Here is a 16,441-nt window from a genome sequence, read left to right as displayed (position 1 = left end):
CACCGTCCGTGGACGGTGCGGGCTTTCGCGCGGTAACCGGCCCCTCGACAGGGCCCGGTCGGGCTACTGCTGAGGGGGTGCCGGAGGCGGCGGGGGCGGCCCCTGGTCCGGCCCCTGGTTCGGCTGGTAGGGCTGACCGGGCTGGTACTGCTGACCCGGGTGGGGCGGCTGCGGCTGCGGGTAGCCCTGGGCCGGCGCCGGCGGATAGGGCTGACCGGGCTGCTGGGGATACGGCTGACCGGGCTGCTGCGGGTAGGGCTGTCCCGGCTGCGCGTACGGCTGTCCGGGCTGCGGTTGCGGCGGCTGACCCGGCGCGTGCTGCGCCGGACCCTGCTGCGCCGGACCCTGCTGACCCGGACCCTGCTGTCCCGGCGCGTACTGTCCGGGAGCCTGCTGTCCGGGAACGTACTGTCCCGGCATCGGCGGCGCGGCCACCGGCGGCGGGTTGCCGTCGTTCGTCCACAGCCCGTGCGACTGCTGGTGCCGCGCGATGTCCTCGGCGACCATCGCGGAGAGGTTGAAGTACGCCTCCCGCACCTTCGGCCGCATCATGTCGAGGTCGACCTCGGCACCCGCGGACAGGTGCTCGTCGAACGGGACGACCACGACACCGCGGCAGCGCGTCTCGAAGTGGCTGACGATGTCGTCCACCTTGATCATCTTTCCGGTCTCGCGGACCCCGGAGATGACGGTGATGGACCGCGAGACGAGATCCGCGTACCCGTGCGCCGACAGCCAGTCCAGTGTCGTACTGGCGCTGCTCGCCCCGTCCACCGAAGGCGTCGAGATGATGATGAGCTGGTCGGCGAGGTCGAGCACCCCGCGCATGGCGCTGTACAGCAGACCCGTTCCGGAGTCGGTCAGGATGATCGGGTACTGCTTGCCCAGGACGTCGATCGCGCGCCGGTAGTCCTCGTCGTTGAACGCCGTGGACACGGCCGGGTCGACGTCGTTGGCGATGATCTCCAGCCCGGAGGGCGCCTGAGAGGTGAACCGCCGGATGTCCATGTACGAGTTGATGTACGGGATCGCCTGCACGAGGTCACGAATGGTGGCCCCGGTCTCGCGACGCACCCGGCGGCCGAGCGTGCCGGCGTCCGGGTTGGCGTCGATGGCGAGGATCTTGTCCTGCCGCTCGGTGGCGAGCGTGGAACCGAGCGCGGTGGTCGTGGTCGTCTTGCCGACACCGCCCTTGAGACTGATGACGGCGATCCGGTAGCAGGAGAGCACCGGAGTCCGGATCAGCTCCAACTTCCGCTGCCGGTCGGCCTCTTCCTTCTTCCCGCCCAGCTTGAAGCGCGACGACGCGGCGGCCGGGCGCCCGCTCTTGACCTTCTGCCGCTTGGTGTTGAGCAGACGGTCGGAGGACAGTTCCACCGCCGCGGTGTAACCGAGCGGGGCGGCACCGGGGTTGGTCGGCTGCCGCTGGTCGTGCTGTACGGGCTGCGGCCAGGCGGTCCCGGTCCGCGGGTCGACCGGAGCGGCGGGCTGCTGCTGCACGGGCGGGGGGCCCGGCTGGTACGGAGGCTGCGGACCCTGCGGCTGGTCCGGCGCCGGATACGACTGGGCCGCCTGCCCCGGGGCTTGGGGCTGCTGCGGCTGCGCCAGGTCGTAACCAGGCTGCGGGACAGGCGAGTTGGGCGCCGACTGCGGGAAGCCGTAGCCCTGCTGAGGTGCGGGAGCGGGAGCCGGGGCGCTCGGCGGCACGGCGGCGGGCTGCGGGAACCCGTACCCGGGAGCCTGCGGAACGGCCGCGTGAGCCGCTTGCTGGTCCTGAGGCGCGGTGTTCTGCTGCGGGAAGCCGTAGCCCGGGGCGGGCGGAGCGGGTGTTTGCTGCTCCGGCGCCGGGGCGTTCTGCTGGGGGAAGCCGTAGCCCGGGGCCTGGGCGGCGGCGGGGTGGGGTGCCTGCTGGTCCTGGGGCGGGGCGCTCTGCTGCGGGAAGCCGTAGCCCGGGGCCTGGGCGGGAGGAGCCGTCCGAGCCGGGGCGGGCATGCCGGGCTGCGGGAAGCCGTAGCTGCCCTGCGGGGCGGCGCCCGGGTCCGGAGCGCCGGACTGGGGGAAGCCGTAACCACCCTGAGGTGAGGTCGGCGCGGGGTTCTCGAATACGGCCGACGGTACGGGCACGGGTCCCTGCGACGAACCCGCAGTACCGGGCTCAGCGGGCACACCGGGGGAGGACCACGCCTGCGGCGCGGACTGCGGCGCCGGGGGCTGGAAGGGTCCGCCGGGTGCGGGGGGCTGTGCGGAGTGCGGCTGGAAGGGGTGGCCCGGAGCGGCGCTGGGCGAGGGAGACGGCGCCGGGGGCTGGAACGGCTGGCCCGGCGCGGGCGGCAGTGCGGCCGGGGGCTGGAAAGGCTGCCCCGGCGCGGGTGCCGTGGGAGCCTGCTGGGGCATCGGGATCTGGTGCGGCAGCCGGTCCTGAGGGTCCGGCGCGGGCTCCGTGGACGCGGGCCACTGCGGGGCCGGCGCGGGCGCGGCGGGCTGGTAGGCGGGCGGCAACGGCGGCAGGCCGCCCTGCGGCAGCGGCGGCGGAGCCCAGACGGGGGGTGTGTCCTGCACGCCCTCGGGTTCCTCCGGCCGGACCACCGGCACCGCGTCCCTCGGCTCGCCGTCCTGGCGGAGGTCGTCCTGCGGGTCCCCGACGGGGGATTCCGTCCCCGTCCGGGCCGTGTCGTGGACGTCGTCCTGCGGCTGGAGCGCGCCGGGCACGTGGGCACCGTCCTCCGGGCCGACCTCGCCGTCCGCGGCGCCCGGCTCGACGCCGTCGGCGACCTGGTCGTCGATCTCGGCCGAGGCAGCGCTCGGTTCCCCGGCGGACTCGGCCCCCGGGGAGGCGACACGGGCCTCGCCCGTGGCGGCCTGGTCCGCCGTCGGTACGCCGGTCACGCTCGCGCGCTGGGAGGCGGCCTCCAGCGACTGGTAGGCGAGCACGGGATCGATGACGGGCGCGGGGGCCGATGCGGGTACGGCCAGGGGCTCGGACTGTGCCGTGTGCTCGGGCTGCACCCCTTGGTCGTCCCGGACCACCCCGGTGCCGGGCTGGGCCACGGAGTCGTCGGGCTCGATCGGCGCTACTGCGGGAGCGTCAGGGGTCGGTAGAGCCTCGTTCTCGTCCTCGTCCCTGTCCTCGCCCTTCACCTCACGGCCCTCGCCGTCGCCACCGGTTCCGGCGGCGGTCTCGGCTTCCGCGTCCGCGCTGTCGGACCCGTCCTGGGCGGCGGGCGCCACCGTGTTCTCGGAGGCCCCCGTGCCGGCCCGGTCCGCGATCTCACGCTTCAGCGCCACGGCGGAGAACCGCATGGTCGCGCCGCTCTCCAGATCCCCGTCTCCGGAATCCGTTTCGTCGGAGACCGTGTCGGAGGAAGCGAGGTCGGGGGAGGCGGTGCTGGAAGAGGCGTCCGGAGCCGCGTCCGGAGCCGCGTCCGGAGCCGCGACCGGAGCCGCGTCCGGCACGACGGGCTCGGTGACGGGTGCCGGGGGAGCGGCAGGTGCCCACGGTGCCTGGAAACCGCCCGGGGGAAGGCTCGGCAGAGCGGTCACGCCACCGCCGTTCGCGACAGGCGCCACGGCCGGATCCTGGGGTTGCGCCACGAGAGGCTGCGCGACGGCCGGACGGACGGCCTCGGGGCCGCCGACGAGCGCCGGGCCGGCCGCGGGAACGATCGGAACGACCTGAGCGACCCGACCGTCCGGAGCGACCGGACCGTCCCAGGTCCCCGGACCCCCCGAAGCCGTCAGACCCCCCGAAGCCGTCGAGGCACCGGAAGCCGCTGAGTCCTCCGATTCCTCGAACTCCTCCGACTCCGCCGGTTCCCTGGACCCGGTCGGCCCCTCCGGCTTCTCCGAGCCTGCCGTGTCCCCCGAATCGCCCGACCCCCGCGAGTCGCCCGTGCCCCCCGAATCCCCGGAACCGCCCGAGGCGTTCTGCGTGTACCAGGCGGGCGGCGCGTAGTCGATGGTGAACTCGCCCGTCGTCTCGACGGCGGACTCGGCGTCGGACTGGTCGTCGCCGGGCGTGGCCCAGCCCCCGCGGATCCCGTCCCGATCGCTGTTCACAATTCCTCCTGGTGTGGTCGAGCACCCTCAAGTCGAGCCGGGGCGACCGTCTGCTTGTCGTCCGTTGGCGTCCATGGACGACCGAGGCCGCCCGAAGTCCGTACGGGACAGTCCGAATTGACCGGCTCCCCGTCTAACGCGAGCCACCCGTCCACGGGTTCAGGCGTCGCGCCCGGTCCCAGCCTAATCACCCGGACTGTCCGCAGGGCAGGCCTGTCCACACCGTCGCGGCAGCCCTTTACGGCACACCCTGCCCAGAAGTGGCGTACGCACGCTCACTATTGACCACGAAAGCAGACAAACAACGTCACCAGGGAGGCCACTTGGTCACGTGGACGGATCGTGCGGCAGGCAGCCAAAAGGGCCGCCACGGAAACCTCTCCGCGCGGCCCCTCGGTTCCCGGTGATCCCGCCGGCCGACTGCGACTGCTCCGTCGGCCGGCTGCTCCGCAGACCGGCTACTCCGTCGGCAGACCGCCCTGTGGCGCCGGTTCCAGATCGAACTCGCCGTCCCGGGCACCCAGTACGAAGGCCCGCCACTCCGCCTCCGTGTACCGGAGGACCGTCCCGGGGTCGAGCGACGACCGCATGGCCACCGCGCCCCCGGGCAGGTACGCGATCTCGACCCGCTCCTCGTGCGCCTCCGTACCCGGTGCGCTCTGCCACGCGACATCCGAGATGTCGAGGGCGTAGAGCTCGTCCTTCTCCCGCTCCTTGCGCGCCTTGACGTCCTTGTCCGCTTCCTCGGTCATGTTCCGCCGGCCCCTTCCCCACGTACGAATGACCTCTGGCGTCACCCTAGTGGCCTGGTCCGCGCCGTCCGGGAAGGTTCGCAGACCCGGACGGAAGCATCCGGCCAGGCTGGTACCCTGTGTAACGGCCGTTTGTGTACGCACCCCCGGAGCTCCGCTCTGGAGGCCGCGCCCAGCGGATCCCGCCTCCCGAGTAACGGAAGCTCCCCTGAGAATTCGACCAGGGGCACTCGGTGGCAGACACGAGACTACAAGGAGTAAGCGTGCCGCTCGACGCCGCTACGAAGAAGCAGCTCATCAGCGAGTTCGGTCAGAAGGAGGGCGACACCGGCTCCCCCGAGGTCCAGGTCGCCATGCTCTCGCGCCGGATCTCGGACCTGACCGAGCACCTCAAGACCCACAAGCACGACCACCACTCCCGCCGTGGTCTTCTGATCCTGGTCGGCCAGCGTCGCCGCCTGCTTCAGTACCTGGCCAAGAAGGACATCCAGCGCTTCCGTGCGCTGGTCGACCGCCTGGGCATCCGCCGCGGTGCGGCCGGCGGCGCCAAGTAAGACGCCGTGAAGGGAGCGGTTCCCACTTCTTGGGAGCCGCTCCTTTTGCTGTATGTGCTGCCGCAGGTGCTCTCTACGTGCGGAGTGTCACCGACGCTTTGTAGTGTGGTAGCACAACGCAATACGCAGGAAACCGCACGTACGAACACAGCGTGACGACGCCGTACCCGCCGGGTAGGGCATCTCACGACAACGAACGAGGAGAAGCGCGCCTCATCGCCGCCGGTCCTCGGTAGTGGCCCCCGGGCGAAAGAGCCCCGGGTGCTTCGATCGAAGACCGGCCCGCACCAGAAGGAGCGCTTCTCCGCCACCGTCCCCCTGCCACACGGGCAGGACGGGACGAAGACGAGGAGAAAACGCTAGTGGAGAACGAGACCCACTACGCCGAGGCCGTTATCGACAACGGTTCCTTCGGCACCCGCACCATCCGCTTCGAGACGGGCAGGCTGGCCAGGCAGGCCGCCGGCTCCGCCGTCGCGTACCTGGACGACGACACCATGGTGCTGTCGGCCACCACCGCTTCGAAGAAGCCCAAGGACCAGCTCGACTTCTTCCCCCTGACGGTGGACGTCGAGGAGCGGATGTACGCCGCCGGCAAGATCCCCGGCAGCTTCTTCCGGCGTGAGGGCCGTCCCTCCGAGGACGCCATCCTCACCTGTCGCCTGATCGACCGCCCGCTGCGTCCGTCCTTCAAGAAGGGCCTTCGCAACGAGATCCAGGTCGTCGCCACGATCATGGCCCTCAACCCCGACCACCTGTACGACGTCGTGGCGATCAACGCCGCCTCCGCGTCCACCCAGCTGGCCGGTCTGCCCTTCTCCGGCCCGGTCGGCGGCGTCCGCGTCGCGCTGATCAACGGCCAGTGGGTCGCGTTCCCGACGCACACCGAGCTCGAGGACGCCGTCTTCGACATGGTCGTCGCCGGTCGCGTCCTGGAGGACGGCGACGTCGCGATCATGATGGTCGAGGCCGAGGCCACCGACAAGACGATCACGCTCGTCCAGGGTGGCGCCGAGGCGCCGACCGAGGAGGTCGTGGCCGCCGGCCTCGACGCCGCGAAGCCCTTCATCAAGGTCCTGTGCAAGGCGCAGTCGGACCTCGCCGCGAAGGCCGCCAAGCCGACCGGTGAGTTCCCGATCTTCCTGGACTACCAGGACGACGTCTTCGAGGCTCTCAGCGCCGCGGTCACGAGCGAGCTCGCCCAGGCGCTCACCATCGCCGGCAAGCAGGAGCGCGAGGCCGAGCTGGACCGCGTCAAGGAGATCGCCGCCGAGAAGCTGCTCCCGCAGTTCGAGGGTCGCGAGAAGGAGATCTCCGCCGCGTACCGCTCGCTCACCAAGAAGCTGGTCCGCGAGCGCGTCATCAAGGACAAGGTCCGCATCGACGGCCGCGGCGTCACGGACATCCGTACGCTGGCCGCCGAGGTCGAGGCCATCCCGCGCGTGCACGGCTCGGCGCTGTTCGAGCGTGGCGAGACCCAGATCCTGGGCGTCACCACCCTCAACATGCTCCGTATGGAGCAGCAGCTGGACACCCTTTCCCCGGTGACCCGCAAGCGCTACATGCACAACTACAACTTCCCGCCGTACTCCGTCGGTGAGACGGGCCGCGTCGGCTCCCCGAAGCGCCGCGAGATCGGCCACGGCGCGCTCGCCGAGCGCGCGATCGTGCCGGTCCTGCCGACCCGCGAGGAGTTCCCCTACGCGATCCGTCAGGTGTCCGAGGCCCTCGGCTCCAACGGTTCGACGTCCATGGGCTCGGTCTGCGCCTCGACCATGTCGCTGCTCAACGCCGGTGTGCCGCTCAAGGCCGCCGTCGCGGGTATCGCCATGGGTCTGATCTCCCAGGAGATCGACGGCCAGACGCACTACGTCGCCCTCACCGACATCCTCGGTGCGGAGGACGCCTTCGGCGACATGGACTTCAAGGTCGCCGGCACCAAGGAGTTCGTGACCGCCCTCCAGCTCGACACCAAGCTGGACGGCATCCCCGCCTCCGTCCTGGCCGCGGCCCTCAAGCAGGCCCGCGACGCCCGCCTCCACATCCTCGACGTGATGATGGAAGCGATCGACACGCCGGACGAGATGTCCCCGAACGCCCCGCGGATCATCACCGTCAAGATCCCCGTGGACAAGATCGGTGAGGTCATCGGCCCCAAGGGCAAGATGATCAACCAGATCCAGGAGGACACCGGCGCCGACATCACGATCGAGGACGACGGCACCATCTACATCGGTGCCCAGCAGGGCTCGCAGGCCGAGGCCGCGCGCGCCACGATCAACGCGATCGCCAACCCGACCATGCCGGAGGTCGGCGAGCGCTACCTGGGCACCGTCGTGAAGACGACGACCTTCGGTGCGTTCGTGTCCCTGCTCCCGGGCAAGGACGGACTGCTGCACATCTCGCAGATCCGCAAGCTCGCCGGTGGCAAGCGCGTGGAGAACGTCGAGGACGTCCTGGCCGTGGGCTCCAAGGTCCAGGTCGAGATCGCCGAGATCGACTCGCGCGGCAAGCTCTCCCTCATCCCCGTGGTCGAGGGCGAAAGCGACGACGACAAGAAGGACGACACCGACCAGTGACGTCGAGTAGCTCCACGACGACGGCCCGCACCTCTTCGGAGGCGCGGGCCGTCGCCCGTACCCAAACCCTGATCAAGGGCGCGAACGGCATCGGTACGGTCCGCAAGACCACCCTGCCCGGCGGTCTGCGCATCGTCACCGAGACGCTGCCCTCCGTGCGCTCCGCCACGTTCGGCATCTGGGCGCACGTGGGCTCCCGCGACGAGACGCCGACCCTGAACGGCGCCACGCACTATCTGGAGCACCTGCTCTTCAAGGGCACGAACCGCAGGTCCGCCCTGGACATCTCCTCGGCGATCGACGCGGTCGGCGGCGAGATGAACGCGTTCACGGCCAAGGAGTACACGTGCTACTACGCGCGTGTGCTCGACACCGACCTGCCGCTGGCCATCGACGTCGTCTGCGACATGCTGACCGGCTCGCTCATCCGCGAGGACGACGTCAACGTCGAACGCGGAGCGATCCTCGAAGAGATCGCGATGACCGAGGACGACCCGGGCGACTGCGTGCACGACCTGTTCGCGCACACCATGCTCGGCGACACCCCGCTCGGCCGCCCGGTCCTCGGCACGGTCAACACGGTCAACGCCCTCACCGCGGACCGCATCCGCCGCTTCTACAAGAAGCACTACGACCCGACGCACCTGGTCGTGGCCTGCGCGGGCAACGTCGACCACGACAAGGTCGTACGCCAGGTCCGTGCCGCCTTCGAGAAGGCCGGAGCCTTCAAGAACGCCGAGGCGGCCCCCATCGCCCCGCGCGACGGCCGACGCTCCATCCGCACCGCGGGCCGCGTCGAACTGCTCGGCCGCAAGACCGAGCAGGCCCATGTCGTCCTCGGCATGCCCGGCCTGGCCCGCACCGACGAGCGCCGCTGGGCCCTCGGCGTCCTGAACACCGCCCTCGGCGGCGGCATGTCCTCGCGCCTGTTCCAGGAGGTCCGCGAGAAGCGGGGGCTGGCCTACAGCGTGTACTCGTACACCTCGGGCTTCGCCGACTGCGGTCTCTTCGGCGTCTACGCGGGATGCCGTCCGAGCCAGGTCCACGACGTGCTCAAGCTCTGCCGCGACGAGCTCGACCAGGTCGCCGAGCACGGCCTCTCGGACGACGAGATCGGCCGCGCCATCGGCCAGCTCCAGGGCTCCACGGTCCTCGGCCTGGAGGACACCGGCGCGCTGATGAACCGGATCGGCAAGAGCGAGCTGTGCTGGGGCGAGCAGATGTCGGTCGACGACATGCTGGCCCGGATAGCGTCCGTCACCCCGGACGAGGTCCGCTCGATCGCCCGGGACGTCCTGGGACAGCGGCCCTCGCTCGCGGTCATCGGCCCGGTCAAGGACAAGCAGGCGTCCCGTCTGCACGACGCGGTCGCGTAGATCCCGTCTCGAATCCCGTCTCGGTAAGGAACGAAGCAATGAGCAAGCTGCGCGTGGCGGTCCTCGGTGCCAAGGGCCGGATCGGAGCCGAGGCGGTACGAGCCGTCGAGGCCGCCGGGGACATGGAGCTGGTGGCCGCGCTGGGCCGTGGCGACAAGCTAGAGACGCTCGTCGACGCCGGTACGCAGGTCGTGGTCGAACTGACCACCCCGGCCTCGGTGATGGGCAACCTCGACTTCTGCGTCCGGCACGGCATCCACGCCGTGGTCGGCACGACCGGCTGGACCGAGGAGCGTCTCGCGCAGCTCGGCACCTCGCTGGCCGCGTCCCCGGAGACCGGCGTGCTCATCGCACCCAACTTCTCCATCGGGGCCGTACTGACCATGAAGTTCGCCGAGGTCGCGGCGCCCTACTTCGAGTCCGTCGAGGTCGTCGAGCTGCACCACCCGAACAAGGTGGACGCCCCCAGCGGCACCGCCACGCGCACCGCTCAGCTCATCGCCGCGGCCCGGGAACGCGCGGGCAGCGCCCCGCAGCCCGACGCCACGGTGACCGCCCTGGACGGCGCCCGCGGCGCCGACGTCGACGGCGTCCCGGTCCACGCGGTCCGGCTGCGCGGCCTCCTGGCCCACCAGGAGGTACTGCTGGGCGGCGAGGGCGAGACCCTCACCATCCGCCACGACTCCCTCCACCACAGCAGCTTCATGCCGGGCATCCTGCTCGGCGCCCGCCGCGTGGTGTCCACCCCGGGCCTCACCTTCGGCCTGGAACACTTCCTCGACCTCGGCTGAGCCGGGGCACGTACGACAGTTAGCCGGCAGACATGCGCGCGAAGATCACCTATGCCATCACGGCCGCCGTCCTGGTCGTCTATTTCGTCCTGGTCGGCAGCCGGGGTGTGCTGCTCATCCAGAACGGCACGCTGATCACCGTCACCTTCGGTGTCGCGGTGCTCATCCTGCCGGTCATCGGCATCTGGTTCCTCTGGATGAACACCCAGTTCGTCCGGAAGGCCAACCGGCTCTCCGCCGTGCTCGACGCCGAGGGCGGACTGCCCGTCGACGAGCTGCGGCGCACCGAGGGCGGACGTATCGACCGCGACTCGGCGGACGAGGTCTTCGCCCGCCGCAAGGCCGAGACCGAGGACGCCCCGGACGACTGGCGCAACTGGTTCCGGCTCGCCGTCGCCTACCACGACGCCCGGGACACCCCGCGCGCCCGCAAGGCCATGCAGCGGGCCATCGCCCTCCACGAGGGCAGGACCCTGGAAGCCTGACCAGGTCGCACGACGAAGGGGCCGGCCCGCACAGCGTGCGGACCGGCCCCTTCGTCGTGATGTCTCAGACCCGCCGGTACTCGTCGGCCCACACCTCGACGACGTCCGCCGCCCGGTCGAAGGCCTCGGTGCGCGCCAGGAAGTCGGCGTTGTGCGTGGTCATCAGCGGCGGCACGTCCCCGGGCGCGCGGTCCGCGCTCACCAGCGTCAGGGCCTGGCCCTGAACCGTGCGAGGAAGCCCCAGCCAGCGCACCGGCTGCTGCACCGTGCGCACCGCCACGACCTGCTCCCACGGAGTCGTCCGCGTGACGAAGAAGCCCACCCGGCGCAGCCCGCGGGCACTGACCCACACCCCCATGCGCAGCAGTCGCAGCGCGCACGCGATGACGACCGTCGCCGCGGCCATACAGGCCCCGGCGCCGGGCAGCGTCCCGGCGACGGCGATTATCACGGCCGCGACGAGCACGTACGAGGCGAGCAGCAGGACGAGCGCGGCCGCGCCCACCCGCCAGGGGCCGGGCCGGTAGGGGCGCCGCCAGCGGTCACGGTCGTCGAAGGGCAGCGCGACATCCTGCGCCGCCTCGTCAAAGGCGCGGTCCGCCGTCAGAAAGGGCAGGGGCACGACTGTTCCTCACTCAATCCACGCAGGGGCTGTGCCCGGTGAGGTTATCGAGCCGGTTGCCGGCTCACCACCCTTGGGGGTCCGGAAGAGTCAGCGGCCGTCCGACGCCTCGGAATGCTGCGTCGTCGCAGGTGACTGATCCTGTGACAGGGCGGGCATTCCGAGGATCAGGGACCCGGCGATCCCGGCGATCACGGTGAGTCCGATGAGGCACCGGCCGGCTATCTGCCCGGCGGAGGCCCGCTCCCGGGGCGGGGGAGCGACATTGCTGCGGAACTGGTCGGCTTCGGAGACGAAGGCGAACGGGACGGGCTCGCGCCGACGGAACATGGGCGGTGCTTCTCCTCTGGGGGCTCGCTCGGGCGCGGTGTGCGGTGACAAGCGGCTCGAACTGCTCGAACAGGTCAGTCTCACCCATACAGACGGTCGAATGCACCAAGAGGTGCCCAGAATCACCGAATTCGCAGAAGTTCGCCGCCCAATGTCGCGGCACGGTACCGAACGCCCCGTTGTCAGTGCCGGGCCGTAGAGTGGTCGCCGCCCGAGCCAGCGATGGGAAGGACCTTCCGCACGTGACCGACACCCCGGCCGACGACCTCAAGCCCAGCTTCCGCAGTGATGTCACCGTCGAGCTGATCAAGCACACGGCCTCCGACGCCGACGTGCTGTTCGCCGCCCGTGTCTCCACCGCCGGGGAGCAGTCGCTGGAGGAGCTGCAGAAGGACCCGGAGCGCTCCAAGGGCCTGATCAACTACCTGATGCGGGACCGCCACGGCAGCCCCTTCGAGCACAACTCGATGACCTTCTTCATCAGCGCCCCGATCTTCGTCTTCCGGGAGTTCCACCGGCACCGGGTCGGGTGGTGTCTGCCGGGTGACGCCATGATCCGTGTCGGCACCAGCAAGAACGGCAAGGCCAAGCGCATCGCGGACATCTACCGGGACTGGAAGATCGGTGTGCCCGATTCCATGGGGCGCACGCGCAGACTGAAGTCCTGCCAGAACCTCCTGGCCGACACCATCGACCTGGAGACGGGGCTGGCGGAGAAGGCGCCCATGGTCGACGTCTTCGAGTCCGGCGTGAAGCCGATCCTCAAGGTCTCGACGACCAACGGCAAGGTTCTGCGTTGCACCGCGGACCACCGTGTATGGACGCCGGACGGCTGGGTTCGCGCCGGCGACCTGCGCGTCGGGGACAGGGTCGGGCGACTCGGCCGGGTGGGGGTCGGCGAGCGGGTCGGCATCCCGAAGCGCCTGCGTGAGGGGATCCAGTTCTGGACCACCGAGCAGCGAGCCGATCTCGTCGCGCCCATGGACCTCTGCTACATCTGCGAGGAGAAGTTCGAGGCGAAGGACCTGGAGCTGGACCACGTCGTTCCCGTGGACGCCGACCTGACGAAGGCGCTCGACGTCTCGAACCTGAAACCGGCCTGCAAGCCGTGTCACCAGAAGAAGACCAACGGCGAAGGCGTGCCGATCGGAGTGCGCCGCCGGGCCCTCCAGAACGGGGTGCGCTGGGAGGCCGTTGTCGCCGTCGTCGCCGACGGGGAGGAGATGACCTACGACATCTCCATGCCGCCGCCGCACCACAACTTCATCGCGGACGGTTTCGTCGTACACAACTCGTACAACGAGGAGTCCGGGCGCTACCGCGAACTCGAGCCGGTCTTCTACGTCCCGGGCGAGGACCGCAAGCTGGTGCAGCAGGGCCGACCCGGCAGGTACGAGTTCGTCCTCGGCACCCCGGAACAGCACGAGGCCGTCACCAGCGCCATGGAGGAGTCCTACCGCCAGTCCTACGCCGCCTACCAGGAGATGCTGGCGGCCGGTGTCGCCCGCGAGGTCGCCCGTGCCACCCTCCCGGTCGGACTCTTCTCCTCGATGTACGCCACGTGCAACGCCCGCTCCCTGATGCACTTCCTCGGTCTGCGCACGCAGCACGAGCTCGCCAAGGTCCCGTCCTTCCCGCAGCGGGAGATCGAGATGGTCGGCGAGAAGATGGAGGCGGAGTGGGCGAAGCTCATGCCACTCACGCACGCGGCCTACAACGCCAACGGGCGCGTGGCGCCGTAACGCGCCTCCGCGCACCGGTCCGGCACAGATGTACGGATGAGCCGAGTGAAGTGTCCGTATTGCGGCATTTCGCGAAGTTCATCTAGCCTGATCAAACGGACCCGGCACTGCTTGAACCCCCGAGCAGGCAGTGCCGGGTTCCACCTTTGTCGTGCTTTGTCGTATCCCCCGAGGGCAGACCACGCGTTGAGCAGCGAGTAGCGTATTACCCATGGCTCCGACCTCCACTCCGCAGACCCCCTTCGGGCGGGTCCTCACCGCCATGGTCACGCCCTTCACGGCGGACGGCGGACTCGACCTCGACGGCGCTCAGCGGCTCGCCACCCACTTGGTGGACGCAGGCAACGACGGCCTGATCATCAACGGCACCACCGGTGAGTCCCCGACCACCAGCAACGCGGAGAAATCGGATCTCGTACGCGCCGTGCGGGAGGCGGTGGGCGACCGCGCCCACATCGTCGCCGGCGTCGGCACGAACGACACCCGCCACAGCATCGAGCTGGCCCGCGACGCCGAGAAGGCCGGCGCGCACGGCCTGCTCACCGTGACGCCGTACTACAACAAGCCCCCGCAGGAGGGCCTTTACCGGCACTTCTCGGCCATCGCGGACGCGACCGAACTGCCGGTCATGCTCTACGACATCCCCGGCCGCAGCGGCGTCCCGATCAACACCGAAACTCTGGTGCGCCTCGCCGAGCACCCGCGTATCGTCGCCAACAAGGACGCCAAGGGAGACCTCGGCCGGGCCAGCTGGGCCATCGCCCGCTCCGGCCTCGCCTGGTACTCCGGCGACGACATGCTGAACCTGCCGCTGCTCTCGGTCGGGGCGGTGGGCTTCGTCTCCGTAGTCGGCCACGTCGTCACCCCGGAACTGCGCGCGATGCTCGACGCGTACCTCTCGGGGGACGTCCAGAAGGCCACCGAGATCCACCAGAAGCTGCTCCCCGTCTTCACCGGCATGTTCCGCACCCAGGGCGTCATGACGACCAAGGCCGCGCTCGCCCTCCAGGGCCTGCCCGCCGGTCCGCTGCGCGCCCCGATGGTCGAACTGTCGCCCGAGGAGACCACCCAGCTCAAGATCGATCTTGGCGCCGGCGGGGTAGAGCTCTGACCACAGACTTCACAACTGAATACGCGGCACCCGCGGGCCATCGGCCCGCACCCCACACAACAGCTACTGCACGAACGTCACGCGCGCCACGTGCCTTGCCAGGTACGTGGCGCGCGTGGTGAGGAGAGTCTTTTGAGTCATCCGCATCCTGAACTCGGCGCACCGCCCGCCCTCCCGAAGGGCGGCCTCCGGGTCACCCCGCTCGGCGGCCTCGGCGAAATCGGCCGGAACATGACGGTCTTCGAGTACGGAGGCCGTCTCCTGATCGTCGACTGCGGAGTGCTCTTCCCCGAGGAGGAGCAGCCCGGAATCGACCTGATCCTGCCGGACTTCACGTCCATCAGGGACCGCCTCGACGACATCGAGGGCATCGTGCTCACGCACGGCCACGAGGACCACATCGGCGGCGTCCCGTTCCTCCTGCGCGAGAAGCCGGACATCCCGCTGATCGGCTCCAAGCTGACCCTCGCACTCATCGAGGCGAAGCTCCAGGAGCACCGCATCCGGCCCTACACGCTCGAAGTGGTCGAGGGCCACCGGGAGCGCATCGGTCCCTTCGACTGCGAGTTCGTCGCGGTCAACCACTCCATCCCGGACGCCCTCGCGGTCGCCATCCGCACGCCCGCGGGCATGGTCGTCCACACCGGCGACTTCAAGATGGACCAGCTCCCGCTGGACGGCCGCCTCACGGACCTGCACGCGTTTGCCCGGCTGAGCGAGGAAGGCATCGACCTCCTTCTCTCGGACTCCACGAACGCCGAGGTCCCGGGCTTCGTCCCGCCCGAGCGCGACATCTCGAACGTGCTGCGCCAGGTCTTCGCCGGCGCCAGCAAGCGGATCATCGTGGCGAGCTTCGCCAGCCACGTCCACCGCATCCAGCAGATCCTCGACACCGCCCACGAATACGGCCGCAGGGTCGCCTTCGTCGGCCGATCGATGGTCCGCAACATGGGCATCGCGCGGGACCTCGGCTATCTGAAGGTCCCGCCGGGCCTGGTGGTCGACGTGAAGACGCTCGACGACCTTCCGGATCACCAGATCGTCCTCGTCTGTACGGGCTCCCAGGGCGAGCCGATGGCCGCCCTCTCCCGGATGGCGAACCGCGACCACCAGATCCGGATCGTCCAGGGCGACACGGTGATCCTCGCGTCGTCCCTGATCCCGGGCAACGAGAACGCGGTCTACCGCGTGATCAACGGCCTGACCCGCTGGGGCGCGAACGTCGTCCACAAGGGCAACGCCAAGGTGCACGTCTCCGGCCACGCCTCCGCGGGCGAGCTGCTGTACTTCTACAACATCTGCAAGCCGCGCAACCTGATGCCGGTCCACGGGGAATGGCGCCATCTGCGCGCCAACGCCGAACTCGGAGCCCTGACCGGCGTCCCGCACGACCGGATCGTGATCGCCGAGGACGGCGTCGTCGTCGACCTGATCGAGGGCAAGGCGAAGATCTCCGGCAAGGTCCAGGCCGGATACGTCTACGTCGACGGACTCTCGGTCGGTGACGTCGGTGAGCCCGCGCTCAAGGACCGCAAGATCCTCGGCGACGAAGGCATCATCTCGGTCTTCGTGGTGATGGACGCCAGCACCGGCAAGCTCACGGCCGGCCCGCACGTGCAGGCACGTGGCTCCGGTATCGACGACTCGGTGTTCGTCGATGTCATCCCGAAGATCAGGGAAGTCCTGGAGCGGTCGGCCCAGGACGGTGTGGTCGAGCCCCACCAGCTGCAGCAACTCATCCGCCGCACGCTGGGCAAGTGGGTGTCCGACACCTACCGCCGGCGCCCGATGATCCTCCCTGTCGTCGTCGAGGTCTGACGTCCGGCAGAGCCCCAACCAGGAGCGGGGCGCCTCGATTTGCATCGTGGCGCTCCGCTCCAGTACGTTTACGTCTCCGCCTGAACGGGCACCCGGTAGCTTCACGCTTCGGGACCAGTCCCCGAGAGGGGCGGGAATTCCGACTCAGAGATTCTGATAAAGTCGGAGCCGCTGGAAAGAGAAACGCGAAAGCGGATTACCTGGAAAGCACCGAGGAAATCAGGC

At 70.0% G+C, this 16,441-nt stretch carries 12 protein-coding genes and 1 pseudogene; 9 read left to right on the top strand and 4 right to left on the bottom strand.

All coding sequences use genetic code 11. The features are described 5' to 3' along the window. Nucleotides 1-63 precede the first annotated feature (63 nt). Together OHT01_RS11735 and OHT01_RS11730 are read right to left on the bottom strand one after the other, a co-directional pair. On the bottom strand, nucleotides 64-4,056 hold the full coding sequence (locus OHT01_RS11735; RefSeq protein ID WP_328553085.1) for an SCO5717 family growth-regulating ATPase: 3,993 nt from the start codon (nucleotides 4,054-4,056) through the stop codon (nucleotides 64-66). Nucleotides 4,057-4,514: 458 nt separating this feature from the next. Then, nucleotides 4,515-4,808: a DUF397 domain-containing protein gene (locus tag OHT01_RS11730; protein ID WP_328553084.1), complete on the bottom strand. Its 294-nt coding sequence runs from the start codon at nucleotides 4,806-4,808 to the stop codon at nucleotides 4,515-4,517. A gap of 263 nt (nucleotides 4,809-5,071) precedes the next feature. Between OHT01_RS11730 and rpsO the strand changes: the two genes are divergently transcribed. The 5 genes from rpsO (at nucleotide 5,072) to OHT01_RS11705 (ending at nucleotide 10,593) form a co-directional block, all read left to right on the top strand. Beyond that, on the top strand, nucleotides 5,072-5,362 hold the full coding sequence (gene rpsO / locus OHT01_RS11725; RefSeq protein WP_081219736.1) for a 30S ribosomal protein S15: 291 nt from the start codon (nucleotides 5,072-5,074) through the stop codon (nucleotides 5,360-5,362). Nucleotides 5,363-5,724: 362 nt separating this feature from the next. Beyond that, the gene (locus tag OHT01_RS11720; protein ID WP_328553083.1) at nucleotides 5,725-7,941 is read left to right on the top strand and encodes a polyribonucleotide nucleotidyltransferase; all 2,217 of its coding nucleotides are present in this window, start codon (nucleotides 5,725-5,727) and stop codon (nucleotides 7,939-7,941) included. Next, the gene (locus OHT01_RS11715) at nucleotides 7,938-9,317 is read left to right on the top strand and encodes a M16 family metallopeptidase (RefSeq protein WP_328553082.1); all 1,380 of its coding nucleotides are present in this window, start codon (nucleotides 7,938-7,940) and stop codon (nucleotides 9,315-9,317) included. The genes OHT01_RS11720 and OHT01_RS11715 overlap by 4 nt, the downstream gene beginning before the upstream one ends. Before the next feature lie 38 nt (nucleotides 9,318-9,355). Then, a complete protein-coding gene (dapB, locus tag OHT01_RS11710) occupies nucleotides 9,356-10,108 on the top strand; it encodes a 4-hydroxy-tetrahydrodipicolinate reductase (protein WP_328553081.1) in 753 nt (250 codons plus the stop codon). A 32-nt stretch (nucleotides 10,109-10,140) separates the two neighbouring features. Beyond that, nucleotides 10,141-10,593: a hypothetical protein gene (locus tag OHT01_RS11705; RefSeq protein ID WP_328553080.1), complete on the top strand. Its 453-nt coding sequence runs from the start codon at nucleotides 10,141-10,143 to the stop codon at nucleotides 10,591-10,593. Nucleotides 10,594-10,657: 64 nt separating this feature from the next. On the opposite strand, the gene OHT01_RS11700 is transcribed toward OHT01_RS11705, so the two are convergent. After that, nucleotides 10,658-11,215, bottom strand: a complete 558-nt coding sequence (locus tag OHT01_RS11700) for a hypothetical protein (RefSeq protein WP_328553079.1) — start codon at nucleotides 11,213-11,215, stop codon at nucleotides 10,658-10,660. A gap of 90 nt (nucleotides 11,216-11,305) precedes the next feature. After that, nucleotides 11,306-11,545 (bottom strand): hypothetical protein, encoded by a 240-nt coding sequence (locus OHT01_RS11695; RefSeq protein WP_328553078.1) that lies wholly within the window; start codon nucleotides 11,543-11,545, stop codon nucleotides 11,306-11,308. Nucleotides 11,546-11,787: 242 nt separating this feature from the next. On the opposite strand from OHT01_RS11695, the pseudogene OHT01_RS11690 reads away from it, so the two are divergent. From OHT01_RS11690 to OHT01_RS11670, 4 genes and pseudogenes are all read left to right on the top strand, one after another. Continuing rightward, nucleotides 11,788-12,078: pseudogene (locus OHT01_RS11690) on the top strand (FAD-dependent thymidylate synthase); the annotation flags it as partial. A gap of 18 nt (nucleotides 12,079-12,096) precedes the next feature. Further along, nucleotides 12,097-13,287, top strand: coding sequence for an FAD-dependent thymidylate synthase (thyX, locus tag OHT01_RS40165; RefSeq protein ID WP_405918419.1), 1,191 nt, complete (start codon nucleotides 12,097-12,099; stop codon nucleotides 13,285-13,287). 211 nt (nucleotides 13,288-13,498) lie between these two features. Then, on the top strand, nucleotides 13,499-14,398 hold the full coding sequence (gene dapA / locus OHT01_RS11675; protein WP_328553077.1) for a 4-hydroxy-tetrahydrodipicolinate synthase: 900 nt from the start codon (nucleotides 13,499-13,501) through the stop codon (nucleotides 14,396-14,398). 132 nt (nucleotides 14,399-14,530) lie between these two features. Continuing rightward, nucleotides 14,531-16,216 (top strand): ribonuclease J, encoded by a 1,686-nt coding sequence (locus OHT01_RS11670; RefSeq protein ID WP_328553076.1) that lies wholly within the window; start codon nucleotides 14,531-14,533, stop codon nucleotides 16,214-16,216. Nucleotides 16,217-16,441 lie beyond the last annotated feature (225 nt).

The organism is Streptomyces sp. NBC_00358 (genome assembly GCF_036099295.1).
Lineage (GTDB): Bacteria > Actinomycetota > Actinomycetes > Streptomycetales > Streptomycetaceae > Streptomyces.
This window is presented reverse-complemented; position numbering and strand designations above follow the sequence as displayed.